This is a genomic window from Streptomyces sp. NPDC001157, assembly GCF_053598255.1.
On sequence record NZ_JBSFJW010000025.1, the window covers coordinates 1 to 22959 of the forward strand.

The 22959-nt window shown below is 70.6% G+C and carries 19 protein-coding genes; 11 read left to right on the forward strand and 8 right to left on the reverse strand.

Annotation, left to right across the window (positions count from 1 at the left end; all coding sequences use genetic code 11):
• On the reverse strand, window positions 1-3242 hold a 3242-nt coding region (locus ACWDAG_RS32850), incomplete at its 3' end, for a type I polyketide synthase (RefSeq protein ID WP_450699188.1).
• Window positions 3243-3526: 284 nt separating this feature from the next.
• Between ACWDAG_RS32850 and ACWDAG_RS32855 the strand changes: the two genes are divergently transcribed.
• From ACWDAG_RS32855 to ACWDAG_RS32865, 3 genes are all read left to right on the forward strand, one after another.
• Window positions 3527-4492 (forward strand): ACP S-malonyltransferase, encoded by a 966-nt coding sequence (locus ACWDAG_RS32855; RefSeq protein WP_450699189.1) that lies wholly within the window; start codon window positions 3527-3529, stop codon window positions 4490-4492.
• Entirely contained in the window at window positions 4489-5592 is a 1104-nt protein-coding gene (locus tag ACWDAG_RS32860; protein ID WP_450699190.1) for an arylcarboxylate reductase, read from the forward strand. Before ACWDAG_RS32855 ends, ACWDAG_RS32860 begins: the two co-directional genes overlap by 4 nt.
• Window positions 5593-5662: 70 nt before the next feature.
• Entirely contained in the window at window positions 5663-8470 is a 2808-nt protein-coding gene (locus ACWDAG_RS32865; RefSeq protein ID WP_450699191.1) for an AAA family ATPase, read from the forward strand.
• 415 nt (window positions 8471-8885) lie between these two features.
• Here ACWDAG_RS32865 and ACWDAG_RS32870 read toward each other — a convergent pair whose 3' ends face one another.
• The 3 genes from ACWDAG_RS32870 to ACWDAG_RS32880 form a co-directional block, all read right to left on the reverse strand.
• Entirely contained in the window at window positions 8886-9182 is a 297-nt protein-coding gene (locus tag ACWDAG_RS32870; protein ID WP_450699192.1) for a hypothetical protein, read from the reverse strand.
• A 162-nt stretch (window positions 9183-9344) separates the two neighbouring features.
• Complete coding sequence (locus ACWDAG_RS32875) at window positions 9345-9845, reverse strand: cysteine dioxygenase (RefSeq protein WP_450699193.1); 501 nt, start codon at window positions 9843-9845, stop codon at window positions 9345-9347.
• A gap of 44 nt (window positions 9846-9889) precedes the next feature.
• Complete coding sequence (locus tag ACWDAG_RS32880; protein WP_450699194.1) at window positions 9890-10780, reverse strand: amidohydrolase; 891 nt, start codon at window positions 10778-10780, stop codon at window positions 9890-9892.
• 150 nt (window positions 10781-10930) lie between these two features.
• Here ACWDAG_RS32880 and ACWDAG_RS32885 point away from each other — a divergent pair, with 150 nt between their 5' ends.
• From ACWDAG_RS32885 to ACWDAG_RS32895, 3 genes are all read left to right on the forward strand, one after another.
• The gene (locus ACWDAG_RS32885; RefSeq protein WP_450699195.1) at window positions 10931-11935 is read left to right on the forward strand and encodes a LacI family DNA-binding transcriptional regulator; all 1005 of its coding nucleotides are present in this window, start codon (window positions 10931-10933) and stop codon (window positions 11933-11935) included.
• A 33-nt stretch (window positions 11936-11968) separates the two neighbouring features.
• A complete protein-coding gene (locus ACWDAG_RS32890) occupies window positions 11969-12757 on the forward strand; it encodes an SGNH/GDSL hydrolase family protein (RefSeq protein WP_450699196.1) in 789 nt (262 codons plus the stop codon).
• A 117-nt stretch (window positions 12758-12874) separates the two neighbouring features.
• Window positions 12875-13234, forward strand: a complete 360-nt coding sequence (locus ACWDAG_RS32895) for a PaaX family transcriptional regulator C-terminal domain-containing protein (RefSeq protein ID WP_450699197.1) — start codon at window positions 12875-12877, stop codon at window positions 13232-13234.
• 41 nt (window positions 13235-13275) lie between these two features.
• Here ACWDAG_RS32895 and ACWDAG_RS32900 read toward each other — a convergent pair whose 3' ends face one another.
• Complete coding sequence (locus ACWDAG_RS32900; RefSeq protein WP_450699198.1) at window positions 13276-14934, reverse strand: tetratricopeptide repeat protein; 1659 nt, start codon at window positions 14932-14934, stop codon at window positions 13276-13278.
• Window positions 14935-15121: 187 nt separating this feature from the next.
• Between ACWDAG_RS32900 and ACWDAG_RS32905 the strand changes: the two genes are divergently transcribed.
• Window positions 15122-16330, forward strand: a complete 1209-nt coding sequence (locus tag ACWDAG_RS32905) for a carbohydrate-binding protein (protein WP_450699199.1) — start codon at window positions 15122-15124, stop codon at window positions 16328-16330.
• 48 nt (window positions 16331-16378) lie between these two features.
• Here the strand turns inward: ACWDAG_RS32905 and ACWDAG_RS32910 are convergent, their stop codons facing one another.
• Window positions 16379-17059 (reverse strand): dienelactone hydrolase family protein, encoded by a 681-nt coding sequence (locus tag ACWDAG_RS32910; RefSeq protein ID WP_450699200.1) that lies wholly within the window; start codon window positions 17057-17059, stop codon window positions 16379-16381.
• A 218-nt stretch (window positions 17060-17277) separates the two neighbouring features.
• Between ACWDAG_RS32910 and ACWDAG_RS32915 the strand changes: the two genes are divergently transcribed.
• Window positions 17278-18000 (forward strand): FAD binding domain-containing protein, encoded by a 723-nt coding sequence (locus ACWDAG_RS32915; RefSeq protein WP_450699201.1) that lies wholly within the window; start codon window positions 17278-17280, stop codon window positions 17998-18000.
• Here the strand turns inward: ACWDAG_RS32915 and ACWDAG_RS32920 are convergent.
• Complete coding sequence (locus ACWDAG_RS32920) at window positions 17990-18682, reverse strand: hypothetical protein (protein WP_450699202.1); 693 nt, start codon at window positions 18680-18682, stop codon at window positions 17990-17992. The two genes, ACWDAG_RS32915 and ACWDAG_RS32920, sit on opposite strands and share 11 nt — an antisense overlap.
• Before the next feature lie 473 nt (window positions 18683-19155).
• Window positions 19156-19896 carry a GntR family transcriptional regulator gene (locus ACWDAG_RS32925; protein ID WP_450699203.1) on the reverse strand — a complete coding sequence of 247 codons (741 nt, stop codon included), beginning with the start codon at window positions 19894-19896 and terminating at the stop codon, window positions 19156-19158.
• 214 nt (window positions 19897-20110) lie between these two features.
• Between ACWDAG_RS32925 and ACWDAG_RS32930 the strand changes: the two genes are divergently transcribed.
• Genes ACWDAG_RS32930 through ACWDAG_RS32940 form a run of 3 tightly spaced genes read left to right on the forward strand, consistent with a single transcriptional unit; the run spans window position 20111 to window position 22958 of the window.
• Window positions 20111-21262, forward strand: a complete 1152-nt coding sequence (locus ACWDAG_RS32930) for an ABC transporter substrate-binding protein (RefSeq protein WP_450699204.1) — start codon at window positions 20111-20113, stop codon at window positions 21260-21262.
• Entirely contained in the window at window positions 21259-22158 is a 900-nt protein-coding gene (locus ACWDAG_RS32935; protein WP_450699205.1) for an ABC transporter permease, read from the forward strand. The genes ACWDAG_RS32930 and ACWDAG_RS32935 overlap by 4 nt, the downstream gene beginning before the upstream one ends.
• A complete protein-coding gene (locus tag ACWDAG_RS32940) occupies window positions 22146-22958 on the forward strand; it encodes an ABC transporter permease (protein WP_450699206.1) in 813 nt (270 codons plus the stop codon). The genes ACWDAG_RS32935 and ACWDAG_RS32940 overlap by 13 nt, the downstream gene beginning before the upstream one ends.
• Window position 22959 lies beyond the last annotated feature (1 nt).

The window sequence follows — 22959 nt, forward strand, 5'->3', positions numbered from 1 at the left end:
GTGGACGACGTCCCCGGCCGATCAGGATCCGCATCGAACAACGCCTCCAGATCCCACCCCCGATCCACCGGAAACCCCGACACCCCCTCCCCACCAGAGACCACCAGCTCCCACAACCCCTCCGGCGACACCACCCCACCCGGCAACCGACACGCCATCCCCACCACCGCAACCCCCTCACCGGCATCGCCGAGTGCCGTGGGCCCGGCTTCGGCAGGGGCGGGAGCGGTGGTGTCGCTCAGGTGGCGGATCAGGGCGTCGGGGGTCGGGTGGTCGTAGACGAGGGTGCTCGGGAGCCGCTCTCCCAGGGCGCCGCCGAGGAGTTCGCAGAGTTCGACCCCCATGAGTGAGCTGAATCCGAGTTCCTGGAAGGTGCTTTCGGTCGGGACGTCGTCGGCGGAGTCATGTCCGAGGACGGCCGCGACGCTGCTGCGGACAAGTGCGGCCGGGTCGAGGCCGTGCTCGGCGGGAGGGGCCGCGGCGGCGACGGTGGCTTCGGGAACCGGCAGCGGCGCTGCATTGCCCTCCAGCCAGTACCGCTTGCGCTGGAACGGGTAGGTGGGCAGGTCGAGGTGCGGGGCAGGGCGCCCGTCCGTCAGTGGCCGCCAGTCGACGGGGACGCCGTGGACATGGAGTTCTGCGAGTGCCGTGGCGAAGGTCTCCGGCTCGTCGCGGTCGGCCCGGATCGCGGCCACGTGAGCGGTGGCGGTGCCATCGGCTGCGCAGTCGCGTGCCATCGGCGTGAGTACCGCGTCGGGGCCGATCTCCAGGTGGACGGTGACGCCGTGGGCGGGCAGGGCCCGTACTCCGTCGAGGAACCGGACGGCGTCGCGGGCGTGCCGTACCCAGTGGGCCGGTGTGCGCAGTTCGTCGGCGGTGGCGGTGGCGCCGGTCAGGTTGGAGACGATCGGGATCCGGGGCGTGTGGTAGGTGAGGCTCTCGGCGACCTGGCGGAAGTCGTCGAGCATGGCGTCCATGTGCGGCGAGTGGAAGGCGTGGCTCACCTTGAGCCGCCGCGTCCTGCGCCCGCGTTCACGCCAGCGTCCGGCGACCGCGAGGACGGCCCCCTCGTCGCCGGACAGCACCGTGGAGGCGGGGCCGTTGACCGCGGCGATCGACACCTGGGAGGCCAAATCGGCCAGGTCGGGCAGCAGTTCGACCTCCGACGCCGCCACGGCGACCATGGCTCCGCCTTCGGGCAGGGCCTGCATGAGCCGTCCCCTGGCCGCCACGAGCGCACAGGCGTCGGGCAGGTTCAGCACTCCGGCCGCGTGCGCCGCCGCGAGTTCGCCGACGGAGTGGCCCGTCACGACGTCCGGGTGCACTCCCCAGTGCCTGAACAGCCGTTGGAGAGCGGTCTCGAAGGCGAAGAGCGCGGGTTGGGTGTACCGCGTGCGGTGCAGCTCCGCGGTGTCGCCGAGGACCATGTCCCGAAGGGGACGGTCGAGAAGCGGGTCGAGGTGGGCGCACACCTCGTCGAAGGCCTCGGCGAAGGCCGGGTGAGCGGCGTACAGCGCGGCGCCCATGCCGGGCCGTTGGCTGCCCTGTCCGGTGAACAGGAAGGCCAGTCGGCCGCCTTGGGCCGTGCCTCGCACGAGGCGCGGTGCGGGCCTGCCCTGGGCGAGAGCGGCGAGCGCGGCAAGGAGGTCCGCACGGCCGGTGGCGACGACCGCGGCCCGCGTGCCGAAGTGGGTACGGGTCGTGGCGCAGGCGGGCGCGAGCTCGGTCGGCCCGACCCCGGGGTGCTCGGTGAGGAACCGGCCCAGCTGCTCGGCCTGTTGGCGCAGTGCCGCTTCGTCACGTCCGGACAGCACCACGGGCACGGGCAGGTCGACGCCGACCGGCTCGGTGTGGACGACGGGAGCGGGAGACTCCCCTTGCCGGGACGACGCGGGCGTCTCGGACGGACCCGTCGGGGTGCCGGGTTCGTGCCAGTCCGCCACCACCAGATGGCAGTTCGTGCCCCCCATGCCGAACGAGCTCACCCCGGCGACGCGAGGTGTGTCGCCGGCCGGCCAGGCGGTGAGGTTGCGCTGGACCGCGAGGCCCAAGTCGTCCAGCGGAGTCGAGGGGGTGGTGTGGTTCAGGCTCGGTGGGAGGGCCTGGTGCGTGAGGGAGAGGATCACCTTGAGCAGGCCGACGACGCCCGCGGCGGCCTCCAGGTGACCGACGTTGGTCTTGGCGGAGCCCACGCTGAGCGGCTGCCCGCAGGTGCGCCGGGTGCCGAGGGCCGCGCCGAGTGCCGCGGCCTCCACGGGGTCGCCCACCTTGGTGCCGGTGCCGTGCAGTTCGACGTAATGCACCTCGTCGGGCGGGGTGCCCGCGCGTCGGTGGGCGAGGCGGATCACCTCGCGCTGGGCGCCCTCGTCGGGCACGGTGAGCCCGGCGCCCGCGCCGCCCGCGTTGTTGACCGCGCCGCCGAGGATCAGGCAGCGCACCGGGTCGCCGTCGGCGAGCGCCCGGTCGAGGGTCTTGAGCAGGACCAGGGCCCCGCCCTCGCCCCGTACGTACCCGTTGGCGCCGGCGTCGAAGGTGTGCGACCGCCCGTCCGGGGAGAGAGCCCCGCTGCCCGCGACGACGAGTGCGCTGTCCGGGGCGAGGTTGAGGTGCACGCCGCCGGCCAGCGCCGTGGTGCACTCCCCGAAGCGCAGGCTCTGGCAGGCGAGATGGACGGCGACCAGCGAGGAGGACTGCCCGGAGTCGACGGTCTGGCTGGGTCCGCGCAGACCCAGGACGTACGACAGCCGGTTGGCGATCATGCTGCGCTGGGCGCCGGTCGACGAGTGCCGGGTGATGCCGTCGGCCCCGAGCCGGGCGCGCAGGAGGGTGTAGTCGTCGGCGTCCGCGCCGACGAACACGCCGGTGTGGCTGCCCGCAAGGTCGCCGGGGACGGTGCCGGCGTGTTCCAGGGCCTCCCAGCCGAGTTCGAGGACGAGCCGCTGTTGCGGGTCCATGGCTGTCGCCTCGCGCGGGGAGATCCCGAAGAACCCGGCGTCGAAGAGGTCGACCCGGTCCAGGAAGGCGCCCCAGCGAGCCCGTTCCGCGTCGGGCACCGTCGACGTACGGACGGCCTCGGTGTCCCAGCGGTCGGCCGGCGTCTCGGTCACGGCATGCCGACCCGCGGCGAGCAGTTCCCAGAAGGCCTCGGGGCTGCCGGCACCGGGGAGACGACATGAGTAGCCGGTGACCGCGATCGCGGTGCGCGGATCGATCCCGTTCCTGAAACCGTCTTCGACGGGCATTACTTCTGCGTCCGGCTTTCGCGGACACCGGACGCAGCTTCCCGGGCGGGCCGGGCAAGGGAATTACGAGAGGCCATGAGAGGACTGTGACACTCGCGGATATCGTCTCCATAGCGCCTACCGCGACAGCTGAGCGACTGCCGCACCCCCTGCAGAAGCCCCCTTTTGAGAATGCCAGGACATGGGTAACGTGACCCGGCAAGACCACGTGTCGGCCGCCGCTCGAAGGCAGTCCGACCGAGTCCACCACGACCTTTTCAGCCATTCTCGACTTGGAGATAACGGTGTCTTTGGGTTTTCTTTTCGGCGGTGGCGTCGGTACCGAAGTACGTGGCACGGAGATGTACCGCTCCTATCCCGTGATGCGCGATCTGTACGAGCAGGTTTCCGACTGGACCGGTCTGACGGTGGGCCAGATCCTGGAGGAGGAACTACCGACCGCACAGGAGGAGCGGCAGAGCGCGGGGACGATCCGGGAGACCGCCCTGGCGCTGGGCATCCACGACGTGCTCGTGGAGCAGGGGCTGCGTCCGGCAGCGCTCGGTGGGCTCAGTCTGGGCGCGATGACCGCGAGCTGTCTGGCCGGTGCGATCGGACGCAGGGAACTGTTCGAGATGCTGGCGCACACCCGCCACACGCCCGAGCTGCCGCCTCAGACGCCGGAGCAGGGGCTCGCCCTCGCCTTCTCCCCCGTCGAGGGCGACCTGGTCGCCGCCTACCGGGGCGAGGGCCGACCAGGGATTCATCTGTCCGGGAACTTCGGCGTCACGGCGGACGGCGCCATGCAGATCCTGATGCTCTCGGGTGAGCGCTCCGCGTTGGAGGAACTCGCGGCCGACCTGCCGCCGGGCACGATGGTCCCGCTGCCGGACCGGCCGATCGCGGTGCACTCGCCACTGCGTGGCCACCACCGCGAGTTCATGGCTCCCTACGTCAAGGCGATGCCCTTCACCACGCCCGAACTGCCGCTGTTCTCCTGTCTGGAGCAGAAGAAGCTGACGACCGCGGAAGATGTGCGGGACCTGTTCGACCGCAACTCCACGGACCCCATCAGCCTGGTGGACGTGTGCACCGGCATGAAGGAAGAGGGTGTCCGGCTCGCGCTGATCATGGGCGGCTCGATCCCCGACGGAATCCTCCGCTTTCCGTTCCCGGTGGTGCACGTCGACCAGCCGGAGCACATCCAGCAGGTACTGACCAGCGCGTTCGACCTGGGCATCGACCTGGCCCCTACACAGACCGGGCGATGACGTTGACGGCCCGCACACCGGTCGAGTCCCGGGCCACGGAGTGCGACGCGCTCGTCCGGGGCTGGCTCGACACCGATCTGGACGCCTGGACACGCCGGACGGTCGCCCGGCATTTCGATCCGCTGACCGGCAGCCCCTACTGGCTGCGCCGAGCGGCCGAGCTGGACTTCGACCCGCGTGACCTCACCCGGTACGACCAGCTCACGGCCTTCGGCCCGTTCCCCGTGGACGTCCTGCGCAGCATGGACCCCACCGACCTGGTGCCGCTTTCCGTGCCCCGGCCGCTGACCGGGCGGATCTGGGACACCGGGGGCACCACGGGCACGCCGTGCCGGCTCTTCTACACCCCCGACATGCTGCTGCACCGCGGCGCGTGGCGCCGCTGGTCGTTCGTCACGGAGGGCTTTCTGCCGCACCGCACGTGGCTGCAGGCGACACCCACCGGGCCGCATCTGATCGGCAACGGCGTGTGGGAGACGACCGAGTTGTACGACGGCCGGACGTACGCGATCGACATGGATCCGCGGTGGGTGAAGCGGCTGATCCGGGCCGGGCGGCCGGCGGACGCCCAGGAGTACACCACGCACCTCCTGGAGCAGATCGCGGACGTACTCGCCCCGGGCCGGGTCGATTACGTGAACACCACCCCGGCCGTGTTCCAGGCACTGATACGCCGCTTCCCCGAACTGGTCGCCCCGCTGAAGGGCGTACGGCTGAGCGGCACCCAGCTCAGCGCGGACATGTACCGCGGCTTCACCGCAGCCATGGACGACGGCATCTGCGGACGCAGTTACGGCAACACGTTCGGAAACGCGGCGGGTCTACCAGTTGAACAAAAGGCAGAGTTGATGCCGTATGTCCCCAATTTTCCCCAGGTGACGATGGCAGTCGTCGACAAGCGAGACTGGTCAAAAGTCATTGAATACGGAATGACCGGCCAGGTTCGCTTGACCGTACTCCACGATGACCTGTTCCTGCCGAACATCCTCGAACGCGACCAGGCTCTGCGCTACGATCCAAAAGGAAAGTGGCCGTCCGACGGAGTAGCCAACGTCACCCCCCTACAAACAACTTCATCCGCCCCCGAGGGGCTTTATTGACGGCTTATTGAAGCCGCTACGAAGATTACTGAACAGAAACTTACCGGCGAGTTCCAAGGCAAGGTCGGTTGTGTTGCAGCAAGGCGTCAGCACCCGGTTGGTCGAGCGAGAGGCCCCCCTTTCGGAACTGGACATCTCGCTCACCGCCTCACGCGGTCGCCCCGGCCGAATCGTGCTCCTGAGTGGCGCGGTGGGCATGGGCAAGTCGGAACTCCTGTATACCTTCGCCGAGAGGGCCTCGGCTTCTTGTCTCTATCTCGGCGCTGTGGGCCACAAGCACGAGCGCGACGTCCCCCTGGGCGTGGTCCGTCAACTCGTGCGCGATCTACAGCTCCCCTCGTCCCTGCATTCCCAGATGGCCGTGTTGGAGAGTCTGTCGACAGCAGGGCCGACCACCTCCCGCGACGCCGTCCTGCTCCAGGCCCGTGTGGCACACGGGCTGTGCAGCACCCTGCTACGTCTCGCGGGCACCAACCCGCTGCTGATCGGCGTGGACGACATCCAGCATGCCGATGAGGTGTCGCTGGCCTGCCTGCTTCATCTGCTGCCGCACGTCCGGACCGCCCCCGTGATGCTGGTGATCGTCCAGCCCGAGGGGGGCAGCCGACACCCTCTGCTGGACGAGGAATTACGCCGTCATCCGCACTGCCGACGCGTGCGCATGACCGGGTTGTCCCCCGAAGGCACCTTGGCCCTCACCGAGCAGCGGCTGGGTGCGGAGGAGGCTCGCCGGCTGGGCCCCGTGTACCACTCGCTCAGCGGAGGCAGCCCATTGCTGCTGCGGGCCCTGCTGGAGGACCGGCACTGCCGCTTGACCCGACCCTTGGGCGCCCCGGACGGGCCGTACGCGGACGAGGAGTTCCGGCATGCCGCCCTCGCCTGTCTGCGCCGCCACGAGACCCTGGTGCCGGACGTCGCCCGTCTGCTCGCGGCCCTGGAGGACACCGCGACACCGGAGCGCCTCAGCCGTCTGCTCGGGACGAGCGCGACGACGATCCAGCGCACCCTGACGCAGCTGGAGGCTTCGGGGCTCACAGTGGGTACTCGTTTCCGCCATCCGGCGACGCGGGAGGCGATCCTGGAGGACGCCTCCCCGGACGTCATCTCCGCAGCCCACACCCGCGCGGCACATCTGCTGCACCAGGAGGGAGCCACTTCCCTCCTGGTGGCCCGGCATCTCATCGCCGCGGGACACGCCCATGACGGCTGGGCCCGCTCGACGTTGCTGGACGCGGCCGAGGCGGCGCGTCTGCGCGAGGACCTGCCGTTCGCCGTCACCTGTCTGGAGCTCGCCCTCGACAGCACGGACGACCCCGACGTCCGCGCCGTCACCGCGGCGCAGCTGATCCAGCTGGAATGGCGCATCAACCCCGCGGGCGCAGAACGCCGCTTCGACTCGCTGGTCGAGGCGGCGCTGGGAGGCCGGCTGCCGCAGCATTCCGCGGCGTTACTCGTCAAGTCGCTGCTCTGGTTCGGCCGTTACAGGCAGGCCGGTTCCCTGCTCGATCTGCTCAGCGCGTCCGATGACACGTGCCCACTCCTCCTGGGGCAGCTGCACGCCTGGCTACGCGTACGACACCCGTCCATACTTCCGCGCGTTCCCTCCGCCCCCGAAGCCGAGCCCTCCTCTCCCGTCCAGGAGACAGCACCGGAGGCCACCGCCGGCTCCGCCGACGGCCTGCTGTCGCTCACCTTGCAGGGCATGGTGGGGGAATCCACCGCCCGCAGTGCGGAACAGATCCTGAGTTCGTGCCGATTTGAGACCACGGGCGACGTCGACAGCGTGGAGTCGGCGATCCTCACTCTGCTCTGCACCGGTCGTCAGGACCGCGCCGCCCACTGGTCCACGAGGCACGCGGCAACCGTGGCCGACCGCGCTGCGCCGACGTGGCAGGCCAGGCTCACCGCCTTACAGGCGGAGGTCGCCCTGCGTCAGGGCGACCTGCCTACGGCGCTGCATCACGCGCGGTCCGCCATGTCCCTTGTCCCGCCCCGCAGTTGGGGACTCGCCGTGGGCCTGCCGCTGAGCGTACTCGTCCTGGCCTCGACCGCGACGGGCGCTCACGAGGTCGCCGAGGAGCAGCTCCGGTTGCCCGTACCCGAGGAGATATACGGATCCTGGTACGGGATTCATTACCTGTACGCCCGCGGCCATCATCATCTTGCGGCCAAACGGCCGGACGCCGCGCTGAGGGATTTCCTGGCCTGCGGGGAGAAGGCGAGCTCCTGGAACATGGATCTGCCCACGTTCGTGGCGTGGCGCAACGGCGCCGCCACCGCCCATTTGAGACTGGGGCAACGACAGGAGGCGCGCAGACTCATCGAGGAGGAGCTGGCCCGACCGGGCCCGGCGAAGTCCAGCCCTCGGGGGGTGGCGCTGCGCCTGCTCGCCGAACTCACCGATCCGCGGCGCAAGGTGGCGATTCTCAACAACGCCGTGACACTGCAGAGGCTGACCGGAGACCGGCTCGAACTCGCCCGGTCACTGGCGGCCCTCGGCTCTGCCCAGCGTGCCGTCGGCGAGGCCGGACCCGCCAGGCAGGCGCTGTACCAGGCGCTGCGGCTGGCCGAGCAGTGCGGCGCCGCGCCCCTGCACCGCTCCCTGTTGACCAACGACACGGACGCCGCCCCGATGCCACCTGCCGAGGACGCGGAGGATCCGCTGACCACGGCGGAACGCAGAGTCGCGTCCTTGGCTTCCTGGGGGCACTCCAACCGGGAGATCGCCGACCAGCTGTGTGTCACCGTGAGCACGGTCGAGCAGCACCTGACCCGCATCTACCGCAAGCTCAACGTGACGGGACGTGCCGAACTGCCCGCCATCTACCAGGACTTCACCGAGGACGGCGCGGGACCGCAGCTGCCCCGGTCCAGCTGACGAGCCTACGGTCGCGCTCCCACGCAAGAGCCCGGCCGACGGGGCGGCACTCCCGGTCGGGCGGCCTCGTCGGCCGCACCCGGCGGAACTGGAAGGCACGTCGCTCGGAATTCTCCGGGCGGGCGGGGGCCCTCCGCCGGCCCGCTGGTCGGGGCTCCTGTGGTGGCACCATCGGCACCGCCGCCGGCGCGCACGTGGGGTGCCGCGGATGCCCGGGGGCATTCTGGGTGTCGCCGCTCACGCCGAGCGTGCCGCTGGGGGCTCCGGTGGGCAGCCAAGTGATGTAAGGCGCCCTGCCGGGGATGGTGCCATCACGACGATCCGCTCGACGAGAACATCGGCAGGACGGTCGGGAGGAAGGAGTCGTCCCTCCTCCCGACCGCCCTGTGGGTGGTGGCGGCCGTGCCGCCGGTGGTCAGACGCAGAGAAGGACGATCAGGCCATTGCACTCGTTGTCGCCCTCGTCACCACCACCATGGCCACGGTGACCTCTTCCTTCACCGTGGCCTTGTGCCGAGGTCCGCTCGGCGGCGGTCGTCTTTGCGGTGAGCTGCGCGGTGGGCGTCGCGGCAGCGGCGGAAGCGGCGGTCGCCGCTCCGGCCACGCACGCAATGCCCAGCACGGCACTCACCGCGAATATTCGCGGAAGTCGAAAAGCGATCTTGTTGGCGCGGCCGAGGCGAGTGGGGCTGTTCCCCTGTGGTGTGTTCATGCAGCCACCTTGCACACCCCTGCGTCCAATTTCGCTCCGAGCGCGGCCAATTGGGTGAGCCATGCGGAATCGGACACTTCGCGGTTCCCGCTGCGCTTCCCGGGCGCTCCTCCGGAAGCACGAACTCGCCGTCCAGAGGCGGGACTTGGGCGACCACCCCTCTCAGGCGACCGGAGCGTCCAGGGGCCGCAGCTCGTCCGCGTACGAGACGGAGATGCGGCGCATCAGACCGTCCGCGGAGATGTCGTACTGGCCCAGGCGCCACAGCGGCGGGGAGTAGGCGTGGATCGAGACGGCGTCGTCGGTGGCGCCGGTGAGCCGGTGGATGTGCTCGGGGCCGAAGCAGAACGATGTGCCGGCGTCGACGGTGACGCGCAGATGGCTGCCGCCGATGCGCGGGGTGGACTCGTCGAGTGCGCCCTGTACGACGCTGACGGCGCCGGCGGAGAGGTCGTGGTCGTGCCAGCCGGTGTCGTTCTGCCGGGTCCAGCACAGCAGCCAGACGTCGACGTATGCGTCGCGGTACAGCGATGCGTAATGCCGCTCGTGGTCGGAAAAGGCCACGTGGGCGCGCCAGAGGTCCGGGCGGGCGGCGAGGTCCGTCACGAGTGCCTGGAGTTCGTGCTTGTCGAGGGTCCGCTCCGGCAGGGACTCGTACACCATGGGTGGCTCCTTTCGGGTTTCGGGGCTGTGTCGGGCACGGTGGTTCAGGTGCGGCCGTACAGGAGGCGGGCGGGGTTGACGGTGCGCAGGGCGTGGACGGCGGCCTCCGCGCCGAGGTCGGGGACGACGGGCGGGGCGTAGGGGCGGTCGCTGCCGATGACGACGACGTCGATGCCGACGGCCCGGACGAGTGCGTCGACGGCCCGGGTGCCGTAGGAGGAGGTCTCGTGGAACACGTCGAAGTCGATCTCGCCGCGTCCGCCGCCGCGTGCGGCGAGTCGTTCCCCGTGCAGGGGCGCGAGTCCCGCGAGGGCGGCGAAGCAGACACGTAGGGCCGGGTGGCGGGCGCGGCCGAAGGCGCGGAAGGCGAACCAGGAGGCGTGCAGCTGCTGCACGTACGGGACCAGGGCCGGCCACCAGGGCGGGGTGCCGTCGGCGGGCGGGGCCGCGCCGGGGTGGACGAACAGGGGCTTGTCGTGGCGGGTGAGGACATCCAGGAGCGGTGCGCAGTGCGCCCAGCCCGCCGCGTCGAGCAGGGCGGTGGCGGGGAGTTGGAGGCCTACGCAGCCGCGGCGCAGTTCGCGTTCCACCGCCTCGGGGTCCGGTGCCGACAGGCACGGGGAGGCCCAGACGGCGAAGGGGGTCGGGAGCGCGAGGGCGCCGTCGTGGAACGCGTTCAGCAGCGGCTCGGCCTCGGCGGGCGGCAGGTACTCGATGCCGAGGGGGCTGGAGAGGGAGACCAGGGCCAGGTCGAGGCCGTCGGCGGCGGCGAGCCGGGTGCGGGCCGCGGGGTCGTGGTCGACCGGGTCGACTGCGTAGGGCGGTTCGCCGGCCAGGTGCAGGGTCCAGCCGTCGAGGTACGGAGGTGTCGTGCGGGAGCGCAGCAGCTCGATGAGGGCGGGCGGCCAGATGTGCTGGTGGACGTCGGTGGGCACGCGGCGGTCCTCGCTGAGCTCAGTGCGGTGTTAAGCGTTTCAGTGATGCGGTTAACTTAACCGCTTAACAAGGAGTCGTGTCAACGGTGTCGCGGCTGCGGGCGGGGCGATGCGACCCCAATGCGCAGGAGCCCCGGTAGGCTTCCCGGCATGGCCAGGCCCAACAAGCGCACCACCCTCCGGGAGGTGGCCGAGGCCACGGGCCTCTCCACCGCAGCCGTCTCCTATGCCCTGCGCGGCAAACACGTCTCCAAGGAGACCGAGGAACGCGTACGCAAAGCCGCGGCCGAGCTCGGCTACGAGGCCGATCCGATCGCGCGGGCCCTGGCCAGCGGCCGTACCAGCATGGTCGGCGTCCTCGCGGGCGACCTCCAGGACCTGTGGCAGCAGCAGCTGATGGCGGCCATCGGCCGGGAACTCCTGGCCGGCGACCGCTATGCGCTGATCCTGGACGCGGGCGGCGACCCCGCCCGCGAGCTGGTCCTCGCCAAGCAACTGCGCGATCAGCGGGTCGACGCGCTGCTGGTGTCTCCCGTGGACCCCTCGGCGCAGGGCTGGGCCGCCATCGCGGACGCGCTGCCGGTGGTGGCCGTCGGCGACTCGCTGACGCGGGCCCGCACGGCCGGGCAGGTCATCTTCGACAACCGGGCCGGCATCGACGCCGTACTGGAGTATCTGCACGGCCTGGGCCACCGCCGGGTGACCGTCCTGACCCCGACCCGGCCCAGCACTCCGGACCGGCCGGCCGATGTGTACGTGGGCGAGGCGGCCGACCGCCTCGGACTGCGGGCCGAACTGGTGCCCTGTCCACAGGAGTTGGGCGAGGCGACGGCGGTGGCGAGGCGCGTGCTGCAGAGTGCGCACTCGCCGACGGCGGTGTTCTGCTTCTCGGACTCGCTGGCGTACGGGGTGTACGCGGCCGCGGCGGAGGACTCCCTGGAGGTGGGCCGGGACGTCTCCGTGGTCGGCTTCGACGACCATCCGGTGTCGCGGGTGCTCACGCCGCCGTTGACCACGGTGGACTGGGGGCTGAGCGAGATCGCGGCTCAGGCCGCACGGCTGACGGTTGCGGCGATCGAGGGCAGCCGGGTGCGGAAGAAGCGGGTGCTGTGCGCGCCGCGGATGCGGGAGCGCGGGTCGACCGTGCGGGCCTGAACTCCGGGTGAACCGAAGATAGACTCACGCGGCATGACCGTGTCACACCCCTGTCTGCGCTATGTCGCGATCGGCGACAGTCTGACGGAGGGCATCGGCGATCCGGGTCCTGCGGGCGGGCACCGCGGCTGGGCCGACCGGTTCGCCGAGATCCTCGCGCGGGAGCAGCCAGGTCTCACCTACGCCAACCTCGCCGTCCGCGGCAAGACCAGCACGCAGATCAGGGCCGATCAACTCGGTCCGGCTCTCGCACTGCGACCGGACCTGGTGACGGTGACGGCGGGCATGAACGATGTCGTCAGACCGCGCTACGACCCCGAGGCGGTCGCCGCGAACATCGAGGAGACCTTCGCCCGGCTGACCGCGTCGGGCGCGCGCGTCGCCACCATGACCTTCCCGGACCTGGGCAAGGTGTCACCGGTGGCGCGCCGGGTAAGGCCCCGGATCCTCGACCTCAACGCGCGGCTGCGGGTCCTCGCGGCCCGGCACGGGGTCGCCGTCCTGGACCTCTTCCCGCATCCGTTCACTGCCGACCCGCGGCTGTGGAGCGACGACCGATTGCACGCGAGTCCGGTCGGGCACGCCCGGATCGCCGCCGGCATGGCCCACACCTTCGGGGTGCCGGGGCACGACGACTGGGCCGAGCCCCTGCCCCCGCGGTCCCCGGTCCCGGTGCTGCGCGCCGTGGGGGCCGATGTGCGCTGGGCCGTGGACCATGTCGGTCCCTGGCTGTGGCGGCGGCTGCGCGGCCATGTACCGGGAGACGGATTCACGGCGAAGAGACCCGAGCCGACTCCGGTGACGCCGCAGCAGGTTGCCTGAACCGTTTTTCCGCCAGCGGGCGGTCGGACGCCCCTGCGGGCTGCTGTGGCCGTGTTGTGCGGCGCAGGCCCGGATGAACGCGTCGGCGAGTTCGGCGAGACGGGTGAAACACCCTTCGTGGCTGCCCGGCGCCTCTACGACCAGCGGGTTCTTGAGCCACTGCGGGAAGCGGCCGGCCCATGCCCACTCGCCGGGGAGGGAGAGGTCCTCGATGGAGAGGATGTAGGCGGCGGGGATGTCGAGCGCGGTGAACGCCGTCGTGTCCGGCTGCTGCGCACGTACGGCGTGCGGATGCCGTCCTACCGGGCCGGGGCACTGGTGGGGCGCATGCGGCTGACCTACGACTACCGCGAGTTCCAATTCCGCGACCCGGCCCCACCGACCGAGCTCCTCCCGGCGGCTGGGTGGGCCACGAGGCGCACGAGATGTTCCTCGACGCCCAACGAGATCCTCGACCCGGCGGCCGAGTCGTACTAGGACGGTGGCCGACTCGCGGCGGGGTGCACGGCCGTAGGGCGCTAACCCGAGCGGGTCCCCAGTCGGCAGCAGCAGGACGCCTCGATCGGTACGTCCGCCGTCGCCGTGGCGATCTTCAGTTGCTGGGCCACGATCTGTGCCTCGCCGTCCTTGCCGAGCCGCACGAGGCACTCGTGGAAGCCGTGCAGCGCCCAGACGTTGGCGGGGTGCTGCTGTGCGCGCGGCAAGGTGTCGTCGAGACCCAGGTCGGCCCGGTAGACGGCCTCGGCTTCCGCGACCAGGCCCTGTTCGAGGAGCAGGGCCCCGTAGGCGTGCCGGGTGGGCTGCATCCAGCCCCAGGGTTCGTCGTAGGGAAGGCCGTCGTCCAGCTCGATCGACCGGCGCAGGGCCGCGAACGCGGCGTCGTGGTGGCCCTTGCGGTAGTCCAGCTCTCCGTCCAGCATCGCCGCGGCGATCGCGAGGATGTCCGCGCAGGTGTTGTTGAACAGCATGCGGGTCTCCGGGACCCGGGCGACAGCGTCATGGAAGAGCCTGCGCTCGGCCTCCGCCTCCTCGATCCGGCCGGTGGCGGAGTACGCGACACCGCGCGCGTAGTGCAGCATCGCCGTGCTCACGCAGTACAGGCGCGTGTCGGCGGGGATCGGCAGGGCGAGGATGTCGCCCCAGCGGCCGAAGCGGATGAGTACGTGCACCCGCATCGCGAGGAAGCTCTCCACCCAGTCCGCCATGGGCGGGCTCTGCACCCGCAGCAGTTCCTCGGGCACGGCCGCCTCGAGCCGGTGCACCGTGTCCATCGCGTCCCGGTAGCGGCCGAGGAACATCGCTCCGTAGATCTTGAAGTGGAGGTTGTGGCACCGGTACAGGGTGTAGAAGTTCATCGCCCCGGCCCGGGCGTGGAACTTCTCGTCGGCTTCGATCGCCGTGGTGTTGTCGGAGACGACCCGACGGTAGTCGCCGCAGAGCACTTCCAGATGGGACGGCATGTGCTGCAGATGTCCGGCGTCCGGCATCAGACCGCGCAGCCGGTCCCCGGCCGGCAGGGCCGCCTCGGGGGTCGGGGACATCTCCATCAGGTGGATGTACATGTGCAGCAGGCCCGGGTGGTGCTCGCCCGCCTCGGTGGCGAGCGCCCGCTCCAGCACCGCCCTGGCCTCGGTGGTGCGCGAGCCCAGGGCCGGTGTGCCGGTGCGGATGTCCCACAACTGCCAGGGCGTGAGGTTCATCAGGGCGTCGGCGTACAGGGTGGCCACGTCCAGGTCGTCGGGGGCCAGTCGGTGGACGGTCCGCATGCTGTCGGCGTAGGCGGTGTTCCACACGGAGCACTCCTCGACAGCAGGGGCCCGCTCCTGCGGATAGCGGGACCGCAGGGCATCGATGAGCGCCTGCTCGACGGGGGTGGAACCGGCGGCCTTGGCATGTGCGCGCTGGACCGCGGTGTGGGTCCGCTCGACCGTGCGGGCCAGGTCCTGTTCGTCGAAGAACTCCCAGGGCTTGTTGTAGTTGGGGCCCAGCGCATAGGCCACGCCCCAGTCGGCCATGGCGCAGTCGGGATCCGCCGCGGCGGCGGCCTCGAAACAGCGCACGGCCTCTTCGTGGTTGAAGGCGAAGGTCCAGTTCAGTCCGCGGTCGAACCACACCTGCGCCTCGGACGACGAAGTCGTGACGCGTCGGCTGTGACTGCCGAGGTCGTAATAGCTCACAGATCACGAATTACCGCACACCGGCCATAACGCACAAGACCCGCCCCCCCCACTCCATGCTTGACAGGTTCAAGCAAAGGAATCGCATGGTCTAGACCAAGAAGCCGTTTGGTCTAGTCCAAAGCATGGACGCGGTCACGGTCCGGCAGGAAGCTGGGGCACTCCCCCACCCCATCGGAGGCACACCGTGAGACGTCTTCGCGCATGTCTGGGCGCAGCCGCCGCCGTCGGACTCGCCGCCGCAGGAACCACAGCCCTGGTAGCGGGCAACGCCTCGGGCGCGACCGCCGCACTCGGCAACCGCTGGTACGCGGCGGCCCCGTACCTGATGCCACTGGACAACGACCCTCCGGACCCGGCCGCCATCATGGACGCCACCGGCCTCAAGGCCTTCCAGCTCGCCTTCGTCCTCGCCCCGGGCGGCGGCGGCTGCTCCCCCACTTGGGGCGGCACCGCCCCCGTCTCCTCGGACACGGCCGTCCAGTCCGTCATCAACACGATCCGCGGCAAGGGCGGTGACGTGTCCGTCTCCATCGGCGGATACGGCGGCACGAAGCTCGGCCAGGTGTGCTCGGACGCGGCAGCGACGGCGGCCGCGTACCAGCAGGTCATCACCAAGTACGGCCTCCACGCCATCGACTTCGACCTGGAGGAGCCGGAGTACGAGAACACCGCGGCGATCAGGAACGAGATCGGCGCCGCGAAAATACTCCAGCAGAACAACCCGGGCCTGTACGTCTCCGTCACCACGGCCGGTACGGCCGACGGCACCGGCTGGTTCGGCAAGCAGATGCTGCTGGAGGCGAAGTCGCAGGGCTTCACGCCGAACAACTTCTCCATCATGCCCTTCGACGGCGGCTTCAACGGCGCGGCCTCGCAGACGAGCGCGCTCACCAACTTCAACTCCATCCTCCAGTCGACGTTCGGCTGGGACCAGGCGACGGCCTACACCCACGAGGGCTTCTCCGGGATGAACGGGCGCAGCGACACCGGCGAGATCTTCACCCAGGCCGACTTCCAGACCGTGCTGGACTACGCCACGAGCCACAACATGGACCGCTTCACCTTCTGGTCCCTCAACCGCGACCGGCAGTGCACTCCGCCCGACAACGGCGGGCGCACGTCCGGCACTTGCTCCAGCGTGGCCCAGAACTCCTGGGACTTCGCGAAGTACTCGGTGAAGTTCGCCGGCGCCACCCCGCCGGACTCGACTCCCACTCCGACGCCCACGCCGACACCCACCGCGTGCAGGACCGCCTGGAGTTCGAGCGCCGTCTACACCGCCGGCGACGAGGTCTCGTACAACAAGCACAACTGGAAGGCCAAGTGGTGGACCCAGAACGAGACGCCGACCGCCACCGACTGGGGGCCCTGGCAGGACGAGGGGGTCTGCTGACCGTCGCTCCTGGCTGAACGCCCTGCCCCGGTCTGCGGCGCCGTCCCCCTACAGGTCGACGGCGCCGTCCGCCGCGCAAGCCCTCGCGGCCAGACCCTCGGGGTCCGGATCCGGCCGCAGCATCCGGGCCACGATCTCGGCCGTGGCCCGGTGCCAGTCGCCGCTGCGCCGGAGCATCGCGTGGTCGCCGCCGCGGACCAGCACCAGGCCGGCCCGGGCCCCGGCTTCCCGGGCCCGGCGCACGTAGTCCGCCGACTCGGCGGGCGACGTCACACGGTCGCGGTCACCGTGCAGGACCAGCAGGCGCACCCCACCGAGGTGGCGGGCGGAGTCCACGGGCGGACACCACGGTGCCAGCGCCAGCACGCCGCACACCAGCGGGTGCGACGCGGCCCGAAGGGCCGCCCTGGCTCCCATCGAGTGCCCTACGAGGACGGTGGGCACGGTTCCCGCGAGCCGCTGGAGTTCGTCGAGGGCCCGCAGTGCGTCGTGGGCGGGATCGGCGTCGTTCCAGCCCTGGTGCCGGTAGCGGACCTGCCCGAGCAGGACGTCCGGGGGCGAGGCGGCTCCGGCCGCCCGCAGGACCGGGAGCATACGAAGCGCGGCCGGCTGCCAGGGGTGCGCCGTCCGGTGGCTCAGCTCATGGCCGCCGTGCAGCGTCACGATCGCCGCGGCCACGGCTTCGGGCGGCGCGTGCCGCACGATCAGCGCGGACTCGTCGCGCTGCACTGCCCCACGGTTCCTCACCAGCACGGCACCCCTCCACTACGGACTCCTCATCCTCTCCCGAAGCTCTTGGGCGCCGCCGCTCAGGGGGCGCACGCAGTAGATCAGTGAGCCCTGTACGCGCCTCCACGCAGGTGGGGAAAATGCGCCAGGCCGGCGCTCTCGCGGCCGAGACACCGTGCACCTCAGCTCCAAGTCGTCGAGAAAGCAGGTCGGCTCCCGTGCTGCTACATCTGCCCGAGTCCGTGTCCGAAGCGCAGAAGTGCCTCGCCGAGGGAGCCGTACCCGTCGGCGGGGCGACGCTGATCTGGGCCGGCTGGCAACGCGACGGCTTTCCCGAGCAGGCCATGTCGCTGCGCAGCCTGCCGGAGGCCAATGTGATCGGGCGCGGGGCGCTGGGCGGCGCCGTCGTGCTGAACACCGTCGACGAGCGCGTACCGGAGGTGCTGCGCCGTGCGGCCGCCACGGTGGGGACGGGAGCCGTGCGGCGGACGGCCACCGTCGGGGGCAACCTGGTCGGGAGCACGCTGCGCTGCCTGCTGCCGGCCGCGCTGGTGCTGAAGGCCTGGGCGACGGTGCTCGACCAGGACCGGATCTACGAGACCGACCTCTCCGAAGTCCTCGCCAAGCACCACCTCCTGCTCAGCCTGCACTGGCGTGAGCCGCTGGCCAGCAGCTACCGCAAACTGCCCGGCGAGGCGGGCGGGCAGCCACCGTTCGTGGTCGCCGCCGCGGTGCACGCCGGTGACGGCGGACTCGACCGCCTGCGCGTCGCCGTCCGCGACGGCTATGACGTGCTCACGGCCGATGTCTCCTGTGCCGCCGGGAGCGAGGCGGCGGTCGTCGCGCTGAGCGACACCGCGCTCGGCTCCCTCCCCTCTGTCGCCCGGGAGGTGGTACGGGAACACGTCACCCGTCTGCTGGCTCGCCCGGTCAGTGGATGAGGCCCTTCGTGTCCAGCACCTCGGCCGCCTTCGGGGCCCGGATGTCCAGGGGTTCGTCGAAGCCGCGGAACGATGTGGTGGTGTGGTACTCGGTGCCCTTGTAGACGGTTCTGAGCAGGTACGGCTTGCCTTCCGCGGCCACGTAGAAGGTGTACGTGCCGCCCTTGTCCGCCTTGTCGGTCACGGTCACCGTAAGAGCGTCCCGGCCGTCGATGCGGGTGGTGTCGCCCTTCGTCGCCTTGCCGAAGGAGTCGAAGGGCTGTTCACAGGAGGCGAGCCCCTCCTCGCGGTCTTTCGACTTGTCGACAGGCGCCTTCACCCACAGTCCCTGGCCGCTTCGGACGCTCCTGTCGCCCTTCCATTTCTGGAGGTACTTTCGGTCCGGGCGCACGTAGTCCGTGGTGCCGATCCGGATCTGTTCCAGGGTGCCGCCCTCGGTCCAGGTGGTCTTCGCTGTGCACCGGCCGTGGAGATCGGTCGCGAAGCGGGTGGTGACCGTGCCGCCCTTGGTCGCCTCGCTGGTCGTGTCGATCCTGACGGATCTCAGCCCGCGCATCGTGTCGTTGGCGTCGTCGAGTATCGCGTCGGCCGACCGCTCACCGGAGGCACCGCATCCCGATACGGCCGTCCCCGTCACCAGGCACGTCATCGCGACCGTCACCGCAGTGACCACGTTCCGCATGGATCCCCCCTGTCCAGTCCATGATCAGCCCGGAGAGCCTACCAACCGCTTTGCGACGTCCCAGAGTTCTCGTTCGCGCCGGGGGTCGTACGACTCCTCCGACGACCGGGCGACCCGCGCGTGGTCGACGCAGGAACCGGTCGGTGCGGAGATCGTGCCGAGGGTGAGGTCGGCGAGGTGACGGTCGTGGGGGTGGCGGCGAGCGGCGTGAGACTGAGCGCCGGCAGGATGCGGCGCATGGCTCAGCGCGAGGCGGGGCCGGCGTTGCGGGCGAGGCCGGTGCCGGGACGAAGCCGGGGTTGTGGGCGATGACGTCCGGACCAGCCGGCGACATCGTCCTCGACTGAGATGTGCTCGTCGTCCCGGGCGCGGATCTGCGCATGGTCACCTGCACCGCGGCAGCGGCGACGCGGGAAAACTGGATCTGCTGCGCGTCACGGGCGGGCAGGCCGCCGCGCCGCTGCCCTGAAGTGTCACTCCGCCGTCTTGCGGGCCAGCGCGTTGTTGTCTATCGAGTTGTGCACGCTGAAGCTCACGGCGTCCGAGCGGTAGCGGTCGTCCGACCACTCCACCGGGCGTCCCTCGCGGGTGGTCGTGACGCGGCGGACGCGCAGCAGGGGGCTGGTGCGGCGGATGCCGAGGAGTTCGGCGTCCTGCGCGCTCGCCGCGACCGCGTCGATGACATGCTCGCCGTAGGCGAAGACCAGACCCGTGCTGTCGTACAGCAGTTGGGTGACGGACGGGGCGTACGGGTCGATCGCCTCGACGGCGGGTGAGATCCAGTCGGCGTACACGGTGCGCTCGACGAGGACCGGTTCGCCGTCCAGGCCGCGGACCCGCAGGACGTGCAACACCCGTGCGCCCTCCCGGAGTTGGAGACGGGCGGCGTCCTGCGTGGTGGCGGGCAGGTACTCCTGGGCCACGACCCGGCCGGTGGCCTCACGGCCCATGGCGCGGGCCCACTGGGCGAAGCTGCGCAGTTCGGCGAAGCTCTGGCTGCGACGGCTGGCCAGGACGACCCGTCGGGCGCCCTGGCGGGAGCCGATCAGGCCCTCGGCGGTCAGCGCGGCGACGGCCTGACGAACGGTGCCGCGCGAGACGCCGTAGTGGGCGGCGAGTTCCGTCTCGGCGGGCAGTCTGCTGCCGACCGTGTACTCCTCACGGTCGATCGCCCGCCGCAGCTCGTCGGCGATCTCCTCGTGTCGTGTCGCCACCGTTTCCCTCCGAGTCAGCTGCTGTGCACAGCGTGACCAGCCTAATCGAGACCGGCAGATGATCGCGCTTGCCCCGAACTGTGCAGGGAATGGGAGGTCACAATTTCGCCACTGTTTACGAACTGGTCACCACAGGCGGCCTTACTGAGGCCAACTTGTTCAGACAAGTTCTCAGCCTTGTGCGTCCTCCCCTGCGCCCCTTTCTGGAGTCACCGTGTCCCAGCCGAGAACAGCCGCCCTGGCCGGCTCCCTCGCCGTCGTAGCCGCACTCGCCCTGAGCGCCTGCGGCGCCGCTCCCGACAACGCGTCGACGACCGCCGACGGCAAGAACGCCGCCACGGCCACCTCCGCCGCCGACTTCGGCGGCCTCGACGCCCTGGTGAAGGCCGCCAAGAAGGAGGGCACGCTGCACGCGATCGCGCTGCCCCGCGACTGGGCCAACTACGGCGCCCTGATCGACGGCTTCCAGAAGAAGTACGGCATCAAGATCCAGGTGGAGAACCCGGACGGCACCAGCCAGGACGAGATCAACGCCGTGACCTCCCGCAAGGGCCAGGACCGCGCCCCGGACGTCCTCGACCTCGGCTCCTCCTTCGCCCTCAGCGCCGCCCAGCAGGGCCTGCTCGCGCCGTACAAGGTGGCCTCGTACGGCGACCTTCCCGCCGGGCAGAAGGACCCGCAGGCCCGCTGGTTCAACGACTACGGCGGCTACATCTCCATCGGCTGCGACGCCAAGCGAGTGAAGGCCTGTCCGACCACCTTCAAGGACCTCCTCAAGCCGCAGTACAAGGGCCAGGTCGCGCTCAACGGCAACCCCACCAAGTCGGGTTCCGCCTTCGGCGGTGTGTACGCGGCCTCGCTGGCCAACGGCGGCTCGTTCGACAACATCCAGCCCGGACTGGACTTCTTCGCGAAGCTGAAGAAGAACGGCAACTACACGCCCGTCGAGTCGACTCCGGCGACCGTCGAGAAGGGCGAGACGCCGATCAGCATCGACTGGGACTACCTCAACGCCGGTTACGCCGACGAGTTCAAGTCCAAGGGCGTCGACTGGAAGGTGTCGGTGCCGAGCGACGGCCAGTTCTCCCAGTACTACTCCCAGGCCATCAACAAGGACGCCCCGCACCCGGCGGCCGCCCGCCTGTGGCAGGAGTACCTGTACAGCACCGAGGGCCAGAACCTGTGGCTCAAGGGCTACGCCCGTCCGGCGCTGATGACGGCCATGGAGAAGGCCGGCACGCTCGACAAGACCGCGGCGGCCAAGCTCCCCAAGGTGTCCGGTACGCCCTCCTTCCCGACCGAGGCCCAGCAGAGCAAGGCCAAGACGGTCATCGCGCAGGGCTGGGCGAAGGCCGTCTCCGGATGACGGCCACCCTCACGGGCGTGGACGTGGCGCCGCCGGTCACTTCGGTGACGCGGCGGCGCCGGGTCCCCGGCTGGCTCGCCGTCGTCCCGCTGCTCGTGTTCGTCGCGATCGCCTTCGGGGTACCCGCGGTGGCCATGCTGAACGGTGCCTTCACCGTCAAGGACCAGGCCACCGGCGCGACCTCCTACACGACGGCCAACCTGACGACGTCTCTGCACGGTGCGTACCTGACCGCGCTGCTCGGCAGCGTCAAGCTGTCCGCCGTGTCCGCCGTCCTCGGCGCCGCGCTCGGGCTGCCGCTCGCGCAGGCCGTCGTGACCTCGCGCTTCCGCGCGCTGCGCGAGGCCGTGCTGACCGCCTCCGGCGTCCTCGCCAACTTCGGCGGCGTCCCGCTGGCCTTCGCCTTCGTCGCCACGCTCGGCAACTCCGGCGTGCTGACCACGCACCTGGGCCTGACGGACAAGGGCTGGGACCTCTACAGCTTCTGGGGACTGGTCATCGTCTACCTGTACTTCCTCATCCCGCTGATGGTCCTCACCATCACGCCCGCGCTGGAGGGCCTGCGCGTCCAGTGGCGCGAGGCCGCGCAGAACAACGGCGCCACGGGCCTGCAGTACTGGCTGCACGTCGCCCTGCCGGTGCTCGCGCCGTCCCTGCTCGGCGGTCTGGTGCTGCTCTTCGGCAGCGCGTTCGCCGCGTACGCCACCGCCGCGGCCATGGTGGGCAGCGCGGTTCCGCTCGTCACCCTGCAGATCGCCGATGCCCTCGGCGGCAATGTGCTGGTCGGCCAGGAGAACGTGGCGCTCGCCCTCAGCCTCGACATGGTCCTGATCGCGGGCCTGGTCATGGCCGTGTACCTGCCCCTGCAACGACGGAGCGCCCGATGGCTCGCCTGAACCTGTGGCGGTGGGCCGTGTTCGGCCTGGCCGCGCTGTACTTCCTGGTGCCGCTGGCCGCGTCCGTGGTCTTCACCGTCGATGTGCCGGGGGGCGTCTCCTTCGACGCCTACACGAAGATCTTCTCCGCCGACGGCTTCGTCTCCAGTCTGCTGCTCTCGCTGGAGCTGGCCGCCGCCACCATCGCCGTCGTCCTGCTGCTGATGGTGCCCGCCATGGTCGCGCTGCGCCTGGGCGCGTCCCGACTCAGGCCGGTGGTGGAGGTGGTGTGCTCGCTGCCGCTGGTCGTGCCGCCGATCGCGTTCGTCGCCGGCATGTCCACGGTCCTCAAGTGGGGCCCCGACTACCTCTCCCGCACACCGCTGTTCCAGACGTTCGTGGCGATCCAGAATCCGAGCTTCCCGTTCGTGCTCGTCCTCGCGTATGTCGTGATGGCGCTGCCGTTCGTGTACCGGGCGCTGGACTCCGGGCTGCGCGCGATCGACGTGCCCACCCTCGTCGAGGCCGCCCGCAGCTGTGGTGCGAACTGGCTGCAGGCGTTGGTGCGGGCCGTGCTGCCCAATCTGCGCGGGGCACTGCTGAACGCCGCGTTCCTCACGCTGGCGCTGGTGCTCGGCGAGTTCACCGTCTCCCACCTGCTGGGCTACACGCCGTTCGCGGTGTGGATCGTCAACGTCGGCGGCGAGCAGGCCCAGCTGTCCGTCGCCGTCTCCGTGCTCAGCCTGCTCGTCACATGGGCCCTGCTCCTCGCGCTCGCCGGTGTCGGCGGACGCTCCCGAACGACCTCCTCCCGGGGATGAA